General features: G+C 66.9%; 10 protein-coding genes. 3 read left to right on the top strand and 7 right to left on the bottom strand.

Features of this window, described 5'->3' with window-relative positions; all coding sequences use genetic code 11:
• Positions 1 to 89 precede the first annotated feature (89 nt).
• The 7 genes from ACT2FV_RS22710 to ACT2FV_RS22740 form a co-directional block, all read right to left on the bottom strand.
• Positions 90 to 3,398 (bottom strand): efflux RND transporter permease subunit, encoded by a 3,309-nt coding sequence (locus tag ACT2FV_RS22710; RefSeq protein WP_444504835.1) that lies wholly within the window; start codon positions 3,396 to 3,398, stop codon positions 90 to 92.
• Between the two features lie 3 nt (positions 3,399 to 3,401).
• Positions 3,402 to 6,521: an MdtB/MuxB family multidrug efflux RND transporter permease subunit gene (locus ACT2FV_RS22715; protein ID WP_444504836.1), complete on the bottom strand. Its 3,120-nt coding sequence runs from the start codon at positions 6,519 to 6,521 to the stop codon at positions 3,402 to 3,404.
• Positions 6,522 to 6,536: 15 nt separating this feature from the next.
• Positions 6,537 to 7,910 carry an MdtA/MuxA family multidrug efflux RND transporter periplasmic adaptor subunit gene (locus tag ACT2FV_RS22720; protein WP_444504837.1) on the bottom strand — a complete coding sequence of 458 codons (1,374 nt, stop codon included), beginning with the start codon at positions 7,908 to 7,910 and terminating at the stop codon, positions 6,537 to 6,539.
• A 251-nt stretch (positions 7,911 to 8,161) separates the two neighbouring features.
• Positions 8,162 to 8,986, bottom strand: coding sequence for an IclR family transcriptional regulator (locus ACT2FV_RS22725; protein ID WP_124902078.1), 825 nt, complete (start codon positions 8,984 to 8,986; stop codon positions 8,162 to 8,164).
• Positions 8,987 to 9,610: 624 nt separating this feature from the next.
• Complete coding sequence (locus tag ACT2FV_RS22730) at positions 9,611 to 11,569, bottom strand: PhoX family protein (RefSeq protein ID WP_151050587.1); 1,959 nt, start codon at positions 11,567 to 11,569, stop codon at positions 9,611 to 9,613.
• Between the two features lie 194 nt (positions 11,570 to 11,763).
• On the bottom strand, positions 11,764 to 12,957 hold the full coding sequence (locus ACT2FV_RS22735) for an ammonium transporter (RefSeq protein WP_124623226.1): 1,194 nt from the start codon (positions 12,955 to 12,957) through the stop codon (positions 11,764 to 11,766).
• Positions 12,958 to 13,200: 243 nt separating this feature from the next.
• On the bottom strand, positions 13,201 to 13,536 hold the full coding sequence (locus tag ACT2FV_RS22740) for a hypothetical protein (RefSeq protein ID WP_124623224.1): 336 nt from the start codon (positions 13,534 to 13,536) through the stop codon (positions 13,201 to 13,203).
• A 193-nt stretch (positions 13,537 to 13,729) separates the two neighbouring features.
• Here ACT2FV_RS22740 and ACT2FV_RS22745 point away from each other — a divergent pair, with 193 nt between their 5' ends.
• The 3 genes from ACT2FV_RS22745 (at position 13,730) to ACT2FV_RS22755 (ending at position 15,483) form a co-directional block, all read left to right on the top strand.
• Positions 13,730 to 14,158 carry a hypothetical protein gene (locus ACT2FV_RS22745; RefSeq protein ID WP_444504838.1) on the top strand — a complete coding sequence of 143 codons (429 nt, stop codon included), beginning with the start codon at positions 13,730 to 13,732 and terminating at the stop codon, positions 14,156 to 14,158.
• A gap of 91 nt (positions 14,159 to 14,249) precedes the next feature.
• A complete protein-coding gene (locus tag ACT2FV_RS22750; RefSeq protein ID WP_151050591.1) occupies positions 14,250 to 14,705 on the top strand; it encodes an Rrf2 family transcriptional regulator in 456 nt (151 codons plus the stop codon).
• A gap of 136 nt (positions 14,706 to 14,841) precedes the next feature.
• The gene (locus ACT2FV_RS22755) at positions 14,842 to 15,483 is read left to right on the top strand and encodes an NAD(P)-dependent oxidoreductase (RefSeq protein ID WP_444504839.1); all 642 of its coding nucleotides are present in this window, start codon (positions 14,842 to 14,844) and stop codon (positions 15,481 to 15,483) included.
• Positions 15,484 to 15,725 lie beyond the last annotated feature (242 nt).

Here is a 15,725-nt window from a genome sequence, read left to right on the forward strand (position 1 = left end):
GTCCCCGGAACGGGGCGCGAGGATGGGCATGGACACACGATAGCCGATTGCGGCCGGTGTGCAAGCCCGTCGCTCGTGCCGTTACCCGCTTACTCGCCCGCCACCGCCGGTCCGCCCGAATTGCCGCGCCGGTTGCGGCGCTTCTCGCCCCACACGCGGAACCGATCCATGTACAGGTAGACCACCGGCGTCGTATAGAGCGTCAGCACCTGCGACATGATCAGGCCGCCGGCGATCGCGATCCCGAGCGGCGCGCGCAGCTCCGCGCCGTCGCCGTGGCCGAACGCGAGCGGCAGCGCGCCGAGGAGCGCCGCCATCGTCGTCATCATGATCGGCCGGAAGCGCAGCAGGCACGCCTCGTGGATCGCATCGAACGACGACTTGTTGCCGTTGCGCGTCTGGTCGATCGCGAAGTCGACCATCATGATCGCGTTCTTCTTCACGATACCGATCAGCAGGATCACGCCGATCAGCGCGATGATGCTGAACTCGGTCTTGAACAGCAGCAGCGCGAGCAGGGCGCCCACGCCGGCCGACGGCAGTGTCGACAGGATCGTGATCGGGTGGATGTAGCTCTCGTACAGGATCCCGAGCACGATGTAGACGGCCAGGAGTGCCGCGAGAATCAGGATCGGCTGGTTGTTCAGCGACTGCTGGAACGCCTGCGCGGTGCCCTGGAAGCTGCCGACGATCGTCGGCGGCACGCCGATCTGCGCCATCGTCTGGTAGATCACCTGGGTCGCTTGCGACAGCGACACGCCCGGCGGCAGGTTGAACGAGATCGTCGTCGCGACGAACAGCCCCTGGTGGTTGACCGACAGCGGCGTCGTGCTCGGGCCGAAGGTCGCGATCGCGGAAAGCGGAATCATCGTCGACTTCGACGTCGACACCGCCGCGCCCGACGACGCGCTCGACTTGCCGCTCGACGCGATCGAGTTCAGCGCCTGGTTGCGCGCCGAATCGGACGCGATCGCCGCGGCGCTGGTGGCGGCCGTCCCGGCGCTCGACGTGCCGGCCGAGGTCGCGACGAAGGTGCCGGCCGCGGCGTTGGTCGTCTGCGAGCCGTTCGCGCTGCCTCCCGACGTGCTGATCCACACCTGGTTCAGCATCTCCGGGCTCTGCCAGTATTTCGGCGCGACTTCCATCACGACGTGGTACTGGTTCAGCGGGTTGTAGATCGTCGAGACCTGGCGTTGGCCGAACGCGTCGTACAGCGTGTTGTCGATCTGTGCGGGCTTGATGCCGAGCCGCGCGGCAGTTGCGCGGTCGATCGTCACCATCGCTTCGAGACCGCCTTGCTGCTGGTCGGAGTTCACGTCGGTCAGCTCGGCGCGCTTCTGCAGCGCCTCGGTCAGCAGCGGCCCCCACTTGTACAGCTCGGCGCTCGAATCGCCGAGCAGCGTGAACTGGTACTGCGCATTGCTCTGCCGGCCGCCGACGCGGATGTCCTGCGCGGCCTGCAGGAACGTGCGCGCACCCGCGACGTCAGCGAGCGGCTTGCGCAGCTGCTGGATCACCTGGTCGGCCGACAGCTTGCGCTCGGTGCGGTCCTTCAGCGTGACGAACATGAAGCCCGAGTTGGTCTGCGTGCCGCCGGTGAAGCCCGCAACGCTCTTCACGTTCGGGTTCGCCTGCACGATCCGCATCATCTCGGAGAACTTCAGCTTCATCGCCTGGAACGACGTCGACTGGTCGGCCTGGATGCCGCCGATCATCAGCCCGGTGTCCTGCTGCGGAAAGAAGCCCTTCGGCACGACGATGTACAGGTAGATGTTCAGGCCGATCGTCGCGAACAGGATCAGCAGGACCAGCAGCGGACGGCGCAGCGCCCACGACAGCGTGCGCTCGTAGCCGCGCTGCATCCGCGTGAAGAAGCGCTCGAGGAACCGGCCGAGGCGGCCTTCCTCCTGCACCTCGTGCGACTCGCGCAGCAGCCGCGCGCACATCATCGGCGTGACGGTCAGCGAAACGGCGAGCGACACGCCGATCGCGAGCGACAGCGTCAACGCGAATTCGCGGAACAGGCGCCCGACGATGCCGCCCATCAGCAGGATCGGCAGGAACACCGCGACGAGCGAAATGCTCATTGACAGCACGGTGAAGCCGACCTCGCGCGCGCCGTCGAACGCAGCCTGCAGCCGCGGCTTGCCGTTCTCGATGTGACGCGTGATGTTCTCGAGCACGACGATCGCATCGTCGACGACGAAGCCGGTCGCGACGATCAGTGCCATCAGCGACAGGTTGTCGATCGAGAAGCCGAGCAGGTACATCGCGCCGAACGTGCCGATGATCGAGATCGGCACCGCGACGCTCGGAATCAGCGTCGCGCGCCAGTTGCGCAGGAACAGGAACACGACCATCACGACGAGGCTCACCGCGATCAGCAGCGTGTGTTCGGTGTCCTTCAGCGACGCGCGGATCGTCGTCGAACGGTCGAGCACCGGCGTCACCGTGATGTCGGCCGGCAGCGACGCGGTGAGCTGCGGCAGCGCCGCGCGCACGCGGTCGATCGTCTCGATGATATTCGCGCCGGGCGAGCGGTAGAGGATCACGAGCACCGCGCGCTTGCCGTTCGACAGGCCCAGGTTGCGGAGGTCCTCGACGCCGTCGACGACCTCGGACAGGTCGGACAGCCGCACGGCCGCGCCGTTGCGGTAGGCGACGACCAGGTCGCTGTACTGCGACGCCTGCGAGGCCTGGTCGTTCGTATAGAGCTGGTAGTGCTTCGGGCCGAATTCGATCGCGCCCTTCGGGCTGTTCGCGTTCGCGGATGCGAGCGCGGCCCGCACGTCCTCGAGGCCGATTCCATAGTGGAACAGCGCGTGAGGTTCGAGCTCGACACGCACGGCCGGGTTCGCGGAGCCGCTCACCGACACCTGGCCGACCCCGTCGATCTGCGACAGCGACTGCTGCAGCACCGTCGACGCGGCGTCGTACAGCTTCGCGGGCGACGACGTTTCCGATGTCAGCGACACGACCATGATCGGCGAATCGGCCGGGTTGACCTTGCGGTACGTCGGGTTGCTCTTCAGTGATGCGGGCAGGTCGGCGCGCGCCGCGTTGATTGCGGCCTGCACGTCGCGCGCGGCGCCGTCGATGTCGCGGTTCAGCCCGAACTGCAGGATGATCCGTGCGTTGCCGACGGTGCTGGTCGACGTCATTTCGCTGACGTCGGCGATCGAGCCGAGGTGCCGCTCGAGCGGGCTCGTCACGCTGGTCGCGACCGTCTCGGGACTCGCGCCGGGCAGCGACGCCTGCACCGAGATGGTCGGGAAGTCGACCTGCGGCAGCGGCGACACCGGCAGCTTGATGAATGCGAACAGGCCCGCGAGCGCGACGCCGAGCGCGAGCAGCGTCGTCGCGACCGGGCGGGTGATGAAGGGACGCGACAGGTTCATCGCTTATGCGCCCGTGTGCTTGCCGGTGTCGCGGCCGGGGCCGTGCCGTTCGAACCAGTCGCGCACGCGCCGTGCGAGGCTGTCGAAGCCGAGGTAGATCACCGGCGTCGTGAACAGCGTCAGCACCTGCGACACGATCAGGCCGCCCGCGATCGCGATCCCGAGCGGCTGGCGCAGCTCGGAGCCCGCGCCGGCGCCGACGATCAGCGGCACCGCGCCGAGCAGCGCGGCGAGCGTCGTCATCAGGATCGGCCGGAAGCGTAGCAGGCACGCCTGGTAGATCGCCTCACGCGGCGGTTTGCCTTCGACGCGCTCGGCCTCGAGCGCGAAGTCGATCATCATGATCGCGTTCTTCTTCACGATGCCGATCAGCAGCACGATCCCGATGATCCCGATGATGTCGAGGTCGTGCCCGGTGATCATCAGCGCGAGCAGCGCGCCGACGCCGGCCGACGGCAGCGTCGACAGGATCGTGATCGGGTGGATGTAGCTCTCGTATAGCACGCCGAGCACGATGTACATCGTGACGATCGCCGCGAGGATCAGGAACAGCTGGTTCGACAGCGACGCCTGGAACGCGAGCGCCGCGCCCTGGAAGCGCGTCTGGAACGAGCCGGGCAGGCCGATGTCCTTCTCGGCGGCGTCGATCGCCTTCACGGCCTCGCCGAGCGATGCGCCCGGTGCGAGGTTGAACGAGACCGTCGTCGACGGGAACTGCGACAGGTGTGCGACGAGCAGCGGCGACGGCCGTTCATGGAACGACGCGATCGACGACAGCGGCACCTGGCCGCCGCCCGCTGACGGCAGGTAGATGTCGTTAAGCGATTCGGCGTAATGCTGCTCCTTCGGCTCCGACTCGAGAATCACGCGGTACTGGTTCGACTGCGTGAAGATGGTCGACACGATGCGCTGGCCGAACGCGTCGTACAGCGCGTTGTCGACGGTCGCCGGCGTGATGCCGAAGCGCGCGGCGCTCGCGCGGTCGATCTCGATGTAGACCGACTGGCCGTTGCTCTGCAGATCGGTCGCGACGTCGGCGAGCGACGGCTCCTGCTGCAGCCGCGTGACGAGCTTCGGCACCCAGGTCGCGAACTCGTCCGGGTTCGGGCTCGTCAGCATGAACTGGTACTGCGTCGGGCTCACGGTCGAGTCGATCGTCAGGTCCTGCACCGACTGCATGAAGAGCGTGATGCCGGTCACGTTCGCGACACGCTGCTGCAGGTTGCGGATGATCTGCGCGGCCGACTCGGCGCGCTCGTCGCGCGCCTTCAGGTTGATCAGCATCCGGCCGCTGTTCAGCGTGATGTTGCTGCCGTCGACGCCGATGAACGACGTGAGGCTTTCGACGTTCGGATCCTTCAGGATCTCGGCCGCGAGCGCCTGCTGGCGTTCGGCCATCGCGCCGTACGAGATCGACTGTGGCGCCTGCGTGATCGCCTGGATCACGCCGGTATCCTGCGCGGGGAAGAAGCCTTTCGGCACGTACACGTAGAGCAGGGCGGTGAGCCCGAGCGTCAGCAGCGCGACGACGAGCGTCGAGCGCTGGCGGTTCAGCACCCATTCGAGCGCGACCGCGTAGCGCGCGATCACCCAGTCGATCGCGCGGTGCACGCGCGCCTCGAAGCGGTGGCTTTCGGGCGGCGGCGAGTGGCGCAGCAGCTTCGCGCACATCATCGGCACGAGCGTGAGCGACACGATCGCCGAGATCACGATCGTCACTGCGAGTGTGATCGCGAACTCGTGAAACAGCCGGCCGACCACGTCGCCCATGAACAGCAGCGGGATCAGCACCGCGATCAGCGACACCGTCAACGATATGATCGTGAAGCCGATCTGCCGCGAGCCCTTCAGCGCGGCCTCGAGCCCCGAATCGCCTTCCTCGACGTAGCGCGCGATGTTCTCGATCATCACGATCGCGTCGTCGACGACGAAGCCGGTCGCGATGGTGAGCGCCATCAGCGACAGGTTGTTCAGCGAGAAGCCGGCCATGTACATCACCGCGAGCGTGCCGATCAGCGACAGCGGCACCGACAGGCTCGGGATGATCGTCGCGTAGACGTTCGCGAGGAACAGGTACATCACCAGTACGACGAGCCCGACCGCGAGCAGCAGCTCGAACTGCACGTCGCGCACGGCGGCGCGGATCATCGTCGTGCGGTCGGTGACGATCTGCACGTCGAGCGCGGCGGGCAGCGTCTCCTGCAGCTTCGGCAGTTGCGCCTTGATCGCGTCGACGGTCGCGATCACGTTCGCGCCCGGCTGGCGCTGCACGTTCAGGATGATCGCGGGCTCCGAGTTCACCCACGCGCCGAGCTTGGTGTTCTCCGAGCCGGCGACGACCTTCGCGACGTCGGTCAGCATCACCGGACGGCCGCTCTTGTAGGCGACGACCGCGTCGTTGTATTGATCGGCGCTGGTGAGCTGGTCGTTCGCGTTGATCGTGTACGCGCGCGTCGGGCCGTCGAAGTTGCCTTTCGGCGTGTTCACGTTCAGGTTCGAGATCGTCGTGCGCAGGTCGTCGAGGTTCATCCCGTACTGCGCGAGCGCGGTCGGGTTCGCCTGGATCCGCACGGCCGGCCGGTTGCCGCCCGACAGGCTGACGAGGCCGACACCCGCGATCTGCGAGATCTTCATCGCGAGGCGCGTGTCGGTCAGGTCCTGCACCTGCGTGAGCGGCAAGGTCTTCGACGTGATGGCCAGCGTCAGCACCGGCGCGTCGGCCGGGTTGACCTTCGCGTAGATCGGCGGGGCGGGCAGATCGGACGGCAGCAGGTTGCCGGCCGCGTTGATCGCGGCCTGCACTTCCTGTTCGGCGATGTCGAGCGGCAGGTCGAGCGAGAACTGCAGCGTGATCACCGACGCGCCGGCCGAGCTTTGCGACGACATCTGGTTCAGCGACGGCATCTGGCCGAACTGCCGCTCCAGCGGCGCGGTGACCGACGACGTCATGACCTCCGGGCTCGCGCCGGGATAGAAGGTCTGGACCTGGATCGTCGGGTAGTCGACTTCGGGCAGCGCGGCGAGCGGCAGGAAGCGCAGCGCGACGAGGCCGGCCAGCATGATCGCCGCCATCAGGAGGGCGGTGCCGACAGGCCGGAGAATGAAGAGGCGGGACGGATTCATCGAGCGGCCCGCGCGTTACTGGGCCGCGGGGGCCGCAGCCTGCGACGCGTCGTGCTTGTGTCCGCCTCGGTGGGCGGCCGCACCCGATGCGCCGGACGCCGCGCCGGCGCCATGCGCGCCCGATGCGCCTTTCGGCTTGTCGGCCGGGATCGTGATCTTCGCGCCTTCGCGCAGGCGGTCGGAGCCGTCGGTGACCACGCGCTCGCCGATCGCGACGCCGCTGACGATGCTGGTGCGCTCGCCGTCGACCGGGCCGACCTTGACCTTGCGCACCGTCACCGTGTTGTCGGGTTTCACGATGTACACGAACTGGCCGATCGAGCCCGTCAGCACGGCGGCCGTCGGCACGATCGTCGCATTGCGTATCACGTCGACCAGCAGCCGCGTGTTCACGAACTGATTCGGAAACAGCAGGCCTTCCTTGTTGTCGAAGGTCGCGCGCAGCTTGACCGTGCCGGTGCTCGTGTCGATCTGGTTGTCGAGCGTTTCGAGCGAACCCGTCTCGAGCGGCACGGTGTTGTTGCGATTGTAAGCGGTGACCGACAGTTTCTGGCCCGCGTTCACCTGCTTGACGATCTGCGGCAGGTTGTCCTCCGAGGTCGTGAAGATCACGCTCATCGGCTGCAGTTGCGTGATCACGACGATCCCGTTCGTGTCGCCCGCAGTCACGTAGTTGCCGGGGTCGACCTGGCGCAGGCCGACGCGGCCCGACACGGGCGCCGTGATGCGCGCGTACGTGAGGTTCAGTTTCGCGGAGTCGATCGCTGCCTGGTCGGTCTTCACCGTTCCTTCGTATTGCTTGACGAGTGACGCCTGGGTGTCGACCGTCTGCGACGCGATCGAGTCCTGCGACAGCAGCGTCTGGTAGCGCTTCAGGTCGATGCGGGCCGTCGCGAGCAGCGCCGAGTCGCGCGCGTGCGTGCCTTCGGCATTTTCGAGCGCGACTTGGTAGGGGCGCGGGTCGATCTGCGCGAGCAGGTCGCCTTTCTTGACGATCTGGCCTTCCCGGAACGCGACCGACTGCAGATAACCCGACAGCTGCGTCTTGACAGTCACGCTCGCGAGCGGTGTCACGGTGCCGAGCGCGGACAGCACGATCGGCATCTCGCCCTGCGTCGCGGTCGCGACAGATACGGGCTGCGGAACGTTCGCCATGGCGGCGGGGCCGCCGCGGCCGCGATGGCCGCCACTGCCGCCGGCGCTCGCGCCGGAGGCCGCGTTGCCTGCCGCCGATGCGTCCGCCTGCGTACGGCTCCACGGGTGCCACCACAGCAAGCCGCCGATGACGACGACCGCGAGCGTCCCGATCACCAGCGTGCGGCGCGGGCGGCGCGCGGCGGGGGAGGCGGGATCCTTCGAAGGGGGCGTGGGCTTTTGTTGGTTGTCCATCGTGTTCTGTCAGGAAGACGGCGCGGCGGGCCGGGAGACGGGCCTGGGGGGGCGCGTGGGCATGCGGTGCCGGAGGGCCGGCTCGGTCCGGGCCCTTCCGGTCCGCGCGGGAAAAAGAAAAGAGCGGTGCGCGCCGCGGATGCGGCGCGACGATGGGCATGATGCTACGTCCCGTCCCCGTTACAGTCCAGTCGTCTATCTTTCAACGGGTTACGGTCGTTACATAAGGCGACAGGACGATGACGGACCGGTTACACGGCGCTGCGCCGGGCTGGCGCGCCGCCGATCTCGCGGGTGATTTTCGCGATGCATTCGTGCAACGCGGGCACCACGTGTTCCTGCAGCCATTCGGGCGGGCACTGACTGGATGCGCCGCCGCAGTTCACCGAATAGTGCTGGCCCGACGGGCCGACGAAACCGGCCGCGACCGCGTTCAGCCCTTCACGCCATTCGCCGATCGCGATCGCATGGCCCGCGCGCATTGCGTCCTCGAGACCGGGGGTCAGGCGCGCCGATACGTGCGGCCAGTCATCGCCTGCCGTCGCGCGCAGCGCGTCGAGCAGTACGCGGCGCTCGTCGTCCTCCAGTGCCGCGAGATACGCGCGGCCGACCGCGGTGCGTGCGATGTCCATCCGCGAGCCGATCTCGAGGCGCGTGACGAGCACGGCCGAGCGCGGCCGGATCACGTCGATCGCGACCATGTCGAGCCGGTCGCGCACCGCGAGGTGCACCGACAGCGACGTGCGCTCGGCGAGTTCGATCATGAACGGTCGCGAGCGCGCGCGGATGTCGAAGTTGCGCAGGAAGCCGTGGCTCAGCTCCAGGACCGACGCGGTCAGCACGAAGCGCTCGCTGTCGGGCAACTGGAACAGGAAGCCGGCGCTGACGAGCGTCGCCGTGATGCGTGACACGGTCGGCTTCGGGATGCCCGTCAATTCGGTGAGCTCGCGGTTGCTGACCGGGGCGTCGGCTGCCGCGATGCGCCGCAGCACGGCGAGGCCGCGCGCGAGCGCGGTGATCTCGTCCGGCGACGATTCGCGGTCTCGGGGCGCGGGAGGCGTTACAGGTGTCGACACGAGGGATTCTCTCTATTTCCGAAACTCGATTTCAATTTTGTTGGTATTGTAGGATGATTGTCAAAAGATGCATGTTCCATGGGTGAATCGTTCATCGGATGAGATTTTACGGGTTCACCCTTGGTTTATTAGGAAAGCGCTCAAATGAGCATTGCCGGAAAGCGAGCAGACCGGTGCAAATACCGCTTGACTTGTCGGGCGGAAACGGAAAGAATGTCTCACGTTTTCGAAACATCGTTTCAGGAGTTTAACCGGCAACGGTGTTTCGCGCAGTCTCTCAGGTTCTAGCACGGCCCTCGGAATGGCTAGAACTTTTTTAGCGCCACGGTCTCCGTGGCGCTTTTTTTTGCCCGTCCGCCGGACGCGTCAGGTCCGTATTATCCCCCGATCGCTGAAATCGCCCGTTCGACCGGGCTCGTGCGCACTCGCGTGCGCGTGGCGTGCGCAAAAAAAAGCGCGATGCCCGCAATGGGCATCGCGCGTAAACCGGCGTGGAGCGCCGACGAATGAACGGTGATGAAGAAAGGGACGCCCGGTCAGGGACGCCCAGTCAGGGACGCCCGGTCAGGGACGCCCGGTCAGGGGCGGCCTGCCAGGGGCGCTGCCCCCCCTCGTGCGAAGCGGTCAGGCCTTCGCGAGCTTGATGCTGGTCGGCTCGGCCGTCAGGTAGCCGACGCTGGCGCCGAAGCGGTCCTTGAAGTTCGCGCGCACGAGCGGATCGAGCGTCGGCTTGACCTTGTCGTGCAGCGGTGACTCCCAGTCGCCCGCGTGCTGGAAGTTGCTCATGATGTAGGTCCAGCCGTTGATCTCGTCGACCGCGTGCAGGCCCGTCGATTCGGCGCCGGCCGGGCACGACAGCACGCGCGCGAGCGACTTCGTGTCGACGTTGTACGCCCACAGGAAGTTGTTGACGTGCATGCCCGAGTCTTCGCCGATGAAGAGCGTGCGCAGCTTCTCGGAGAACTTCAGGTTGTCGGGGTTCGCGATCTTGTCCGGGTTCGCCAGGTTGCCGAGCGCATCGGCCGCGGCGAGGTCCTCGCCGACGAGCGCGGCCGGCGCGCCCATGTCGACCGGCACCCACTCGCTGTCGATCGCGCCGCCCGTCGTGTCGCGCTGGCCGGCCTTCAGGTTCAGCGCGTAGACCGCGCCCGAGGCGATCTTCTTGTCGACCGCGACGTCGCGCGACGCCGCGTTGCCCTGGACCATCGACGTCTCGATCCGCGACATCGCCGTGTAGACGATCTTGTCCTTCGCGTTCACGGTCGTGCCTTCGAGCTTCGTGAACGCCATGCTGCCGCCGAGCAGCGCCGCGTAGCGGTGCGTCTCGAGGAACGCGGCTGCTTTTTCCATGCCCGGCTTCACGCGAATCCAGTTGAACTTGCCGCCGAAATGGATCTTCGTGTAGCTCGCATCGTTCGGGTCGGTGGTCACCAGGTCCATGATGTCCGACGCCTTCAGCGTGTTCGCGAGCGTTTCGATCTCGCCGCTGGTCGCATGGCCGATCCTGATCCACGTGAGCGTCGCGGTGCCGGCGCCGGCCGACGACGTCTGCGTCCACTTCGCGACGTACAGCGTGCCGGCCGACAGGTCGGCCGCCTTGTCGGCGACGAACATGAACAGGCCGCCGTTGGTGGCGTCGTCGCCCATCATCACGGTGCGCTGGTCCGGCATCACCTGGATCAGCTCGTGCGAGATGCGGCCGAGGCAGTAGTGCTTCTTCACGGTGCCGGTGCCGTCCGGATTCACGGTGATCTCGGGCAGGTGGCCGTAGTGGTAGGGGTTCGCCTTCGTCTCGTCGCCGAACGTGTTCTTGCTGAACGCCTTGAACTGCGCGTCGGTCGCGGCCTTCGTCGCGTCCGGCTCGTATTCCTCGCTCGACAGGTGCGTGCCCCACGGCGACAGGCTCGCGCCGCAGGTGATCCACAGGCCGTGCGCCTTCGACGTGTCGACGTTGTGGTACTTCACGACCTTCAGCGCGCCGGTGGACGGATCCTGGTCGAGCGTGAGCACGGCGATCGGCGACGGCAGCTGGCCGTACTGCGACGCGCTCGCCTGGTCGCGCGTCGTGTATTCGAACTGCACGACCGCGAACACCGTGTTGCCCTTCACGCCGGGCACGTTCGCATTTTTCAGCGTCAGCAGCGAGCTGCCGTCCGGGCAGTCGGAATAGAACTGGCGCTCCTTGCCGGCCACCGAGCGATCGATGATCGGCTGGTTGTTGATGTCGTAGTAGCCGCCCGCGAGCGTCGTGCCGCCCTTGCCGTCCGGCACCATGTCGCCCGTCACGAAGAACGGCCGGTACGCGAGCTTGAAGTTGCGCGACGAGCCGTCCGAGAAGGACACCGACAGCGTCGAACCGACCGTCGTCGTGGCCATCGCGGCCGCGTTGTCGAGCGTGGGCGCGGCCATCGCCGAGAACGCCGCCGACGTGTACGCGGCGGCGGCCGGCGTCGCCGCCGGATTGTCGTCGCCGCCGCAACCTGTCAGCAGGGCCGGCAGCGCGAGGCCGGAGAGGGGCAGCATGGGTGCGCCGGCGAGGATCTTCAGGGCCTGACGACGGGAAGCATTGGGCAACGCGGGCATGTGGAGTCCAGTTTCGAATGTTGGAAGAATCGCCTTTCGCGCAGCAGGCGATCAGCAAGCATTGCGAAGGCAAGTTGAAAACTGGACCGAAGTTTAGGGGCGCTCGATGAAAGTTTTTTGAATTGAAAACGTAATGATGCGTTTGGGCGTCCGTCAGGCGGGCTGCCGGACGCCGATCGGACGCGTATTCGCGCTCAGTCGCGCTCGGGCGTCGCCGAGATGCGATGGATCGACAGGTCGGCGCCGTCGAATTCGGCTTCGCGCTCGAGGCGCAGCCCGACGGTCGCCTTCAGCGCGCCGTACACGAGCGTGCCGCCCGCGGTGGCGATCGCGATGCCGCCGAGCGTGCCGATGAGTTGCGACATGAACGACACGCCGCCGAGGCCGCCGAACGCGGGTTGCCCGAACACGCCGGCCGCAATGCCGCCGAGCGCGCCGCACATTCCGTGCAGCGGCCACACGCCGAGCACGTCGTCGATGCGCCACTTGTTCTGCACGCAGGTGAACATTGCGACGAACAGAGCGCCGGCTGCGGCGCCGGTGACGAGCGCACCGATCGGGTGCATCACGTCGGAACCCGCGCAGACCGCGACGAGGCCCGCGAGCGGGCCGTTGTACGTGAAGCCCGGATCGTTGCGGCCGGCCATCCACGCGGCGAGCGTGCCGCCGACCATCGCCATCAGCGAGTTCACGGCGACCAGGCCGCTGATCTTGTCGAGCGTCTGCGCACTCATCACGTTGAAGCCGAACCAGCCGACCGCGAGCACCCACGCGCCGAGTGCGAGAAACGGAATGTTCGACGGCGGGTGCGCGGCGATCCGGCCGTCCTTCGCATAGCGGCCGTGGCGTGCGCCGAGCAGCAGCACGGCCGGCAGCGCGACCCAGCCGCCGAACGCATGCACGACGACCGAGCCCGCGAAATCGTGGAACGGCGCGCCGAAGGCATGCGTGAGCCAGCCCTGCACGCCGAAGCGTTCATTCCATGCGATCCCTTCGAAGAACGGATAGATGAAGCCGACGATGATCAGCGTCGCGACGAGCTGAGGATTGAATTTCGCGCGTTCGGCGATGCCGCCGGACACGATCGCGGGTATGGCCGCCGCGAACGTCAGCAGGAAGAAGAAGCGCACGAGCGCGTAGCCGCTGTGCTGCGACAGCGTGCCGATATCGTCGAAGAACTCGACGCCGTACGCGATCGTATAGCCGATGAAGAAATACGCGAGCGTCGACACCGAGAAGTCGACCAGGATCTTCACGAGCGCGTTGACCTGGTTCTTCTTGCGGACCGTGCCGAGCTCGAGAAATGCGAAGCCCGCGTGCATCGCGAGCACCATGACGGCACCGATCAAGAGGAACAGTGTATCGACGCCGGATTTCAGACCATCCATGCCGTGGCTTCCTTGCGCAAAAAACGGGCAAGGAATGCAAATATCGAGCCAACTTGGTGAACGCGTGCGTCCAAGTGGTGCGGAAGGCCGTGCGATGCGGCACGCCGGCGATGCGTGCACGGTAGCGGGGCAGGCTGCGTGTGGGCCCGGAGCCGCAGTGGGTGCACGCGCGTGGTGCGATGAGGGCTCAAATGGTGCGCGCGATGCGTGGCGTGGTGCGCCGCGATGCACCGGTCTGGCGCGTCAGCGGCGGGCGAACAGCACGCGTGAGCGCCGCAGCCGCAATGCGCAGGCACACCAGTAGGCGGCGACGGTGGTGAGCCCGAGTGCGGCAAATGCGAGCGCCGCGAAGCCGGCGTGCGACTGGCCGTCGCCGTCGGGGCCAAGGATGCCCTGCGCGACGATCAGCGCGGCCGTCCAGAAACCGATCACAGCCTGAACGAGCAGGCGAGCGCACGCCACGCGGCGCGGGCGCCCGGCTGCACGCAGGCGCGGCGCGGACGGTGAACGAAGGCACAGGAACAAGGTGGTGGCGAGCGCGGCGGCCAGCGCGATGAACCAGTCGATGAGGAAAGCCATGAAGAAACGGGAAGCAGACGGAGCGGATTGAAGCCTGCCCACTTTAGTCTCGGCACGCCTGCAATTGAATCAGACAAATCCGAAATTGAAAGGCATTTTTAATCACGAGTCGTCATTGGCCCTGTTCCACAGGCGGTATCATCGACGCTGGTCCAACCATTCAGGCCGTGCGGCGCACGGCCGGAGATCGCTGATGAAGATGAAGACTTGGCCGGCGCGTCGCGTGCCCGGGTCCGTGCTGGCGGCCGCGGCCGTCGGTGCGGTGCTGTTGCTCGCAGGCTGCGAGAAGTCCGGCACGCCGGCCACGCAATCCGATACGGCCGCCAGCGCGGCCGCCGATGCCGCGAACAACGCGGCCAAGGCGCTCGACCAGGTGGCGAGCACCGTCAACCAGCAGATCAATGCCGCGAAGGCCGGCATTGCGAGCGCGGCCTCGGCCGTGCCGCCGCTGTCGGCGAGCGGCCTTGCGTCCGCCGCGCAGGCGCAGATCGATGCGGCCGCTTCCGCCGTCGTCGCTCACGCGGCATCGGAAGCGGGCGCGAAGATGGCGGAGGCCGGCAAGAAGCTCCAGCAGTGGAGCCAGCAGAACGCCTCGGGTGCGAAGCCGGCCAGCGGCGAGTGAAGGGCCCTTGCGGAATCTTCAATATGTAATTATCATGGTTACACATCGTCGCCGGCTGCCGTTCGAGCCGGCGTCACCGAGAGAGTGAGGAATGAATACCAGCAGCCGGTTCGCGTTTGCCGTTCATGTGCTTGCGTTGCTGTCGATGCAGGAAGGTGCGCCGCTGTCGTCCGACATCATCGCGGGTAGCGTGAACACGAATCCGGCGCTGATTCGCCGTCTGCTGTCGATGCTGGCGGCCGCGGGGCTGACCACGTCGCAGCTCGGCGCGGGCGGCGGCGCGCTGCTGGCGCGCGAGCCCGGCGAGATTACGTTGCTCGACGTGTACCGCGCGGTCGACGATGCGCAGCTGTTCGCGCTGCATCGTGAGGCGCCGAATCCCGCGTGTCTCGTCGGGCGGCACATCCAGGGCGTGCTGCTCGACTATATCGGCGACGCGCAGCGCGCGATGGAAGCATCGCTTGCCACACGCACGCTCGCGGACGTCACGGCCGACGTGCTCGAATCGGAGCAGCGCAGCCGGCCGGCGGGAAGCGCCGGCGGGTGATCGCGGGCAATGGATGATGCCGGGCAGGAGGCCGGGTGACGCGCATGCGCGGCGACCGGCACGACGGAGTGTTGCTCCGTTTTTTTTCGGTCTTATATGTAATCATTGTAGTTACTTTTATTTCTGGAGAATCGACATGACGCAACGTACCTTGAACATCGCACTGTTCGGCGCCACCGGGATGATCGGCTCGCGCATCGCCGCGGAAGCCGTGCGCCGCGGCCATCGCGTGACCGCGCTGTCGCGCCACCCGGGCGCGGCCGGCGACGGCATCACCGCGAAGGCCGCCGACCTGTTCGATGCGGCCAGCATCGCGGCCGCGCTGCCGGGCCACGACGTCGTCGCGAGCGCGTACAGCCCGAAGCAGGACGATCCCGCGAAGATCGTCGCCGCGGCGAAGGCGCTGGTGGAAAGCACGCGCCAGGCGGGCCTGAAGCGGCTCGTGGTGGTGGGGGGCGCCGGTTCGCTCGAAGTTGCGCCGGGCAAGCAGCTGGTCGACACCGAAGGTTTCCCGGACGCGTACAAGGCGGTCGCGCTCGCGCACCGCGATGCGCTCGATTATCTTGAAACGGTCGGCGATCTCGACTGGACGTTCTTCGCGCCGGCGGCCCTGATCGCGCCGGGCGAGCGCACCGGCACGTTCCGCACGGGCGTGGGCAAGCTGCTCGTGGACGCAGAGGGCAACAGCAGGATCTCGGCCGAAGACTATGCAGTCGCGTTCGTCGATGCGCTCGAGCAACACGGCTTCGTGCGCGAGATCGCGACGGTCGCGTATTGAGCGATCTCACGGCGAGGCGGCGCGCAGGTGCCGTATTCGCCGTGAGCGGCTGGCCAGGCAGCGCAGCCGCAGTGACTTCAGGCGATTCCACCTCGATGGGTGGAATCGCCTGTTTCGTCTGGTGTGCCGATGATCGATGGACCGCTGCGCACGGGATCGTGCGTGATGCGGATTCTTCCCGGCCTGATTGGTATTTATCCCGGTCGACGCCGCGCAGCGGTTTCCATATTGTTCCCCGTCAT

Source organism: Burkholderia sp. PR2 (assembly GCF_052372875.1).
Classification (GTDB): domain Bacteria; phylum Pseudomonadota; class Gammaproteobacteria; order Burkholderiales; family Burkholderiaceae; genus Burkholderia; species Burkholderia diffusa.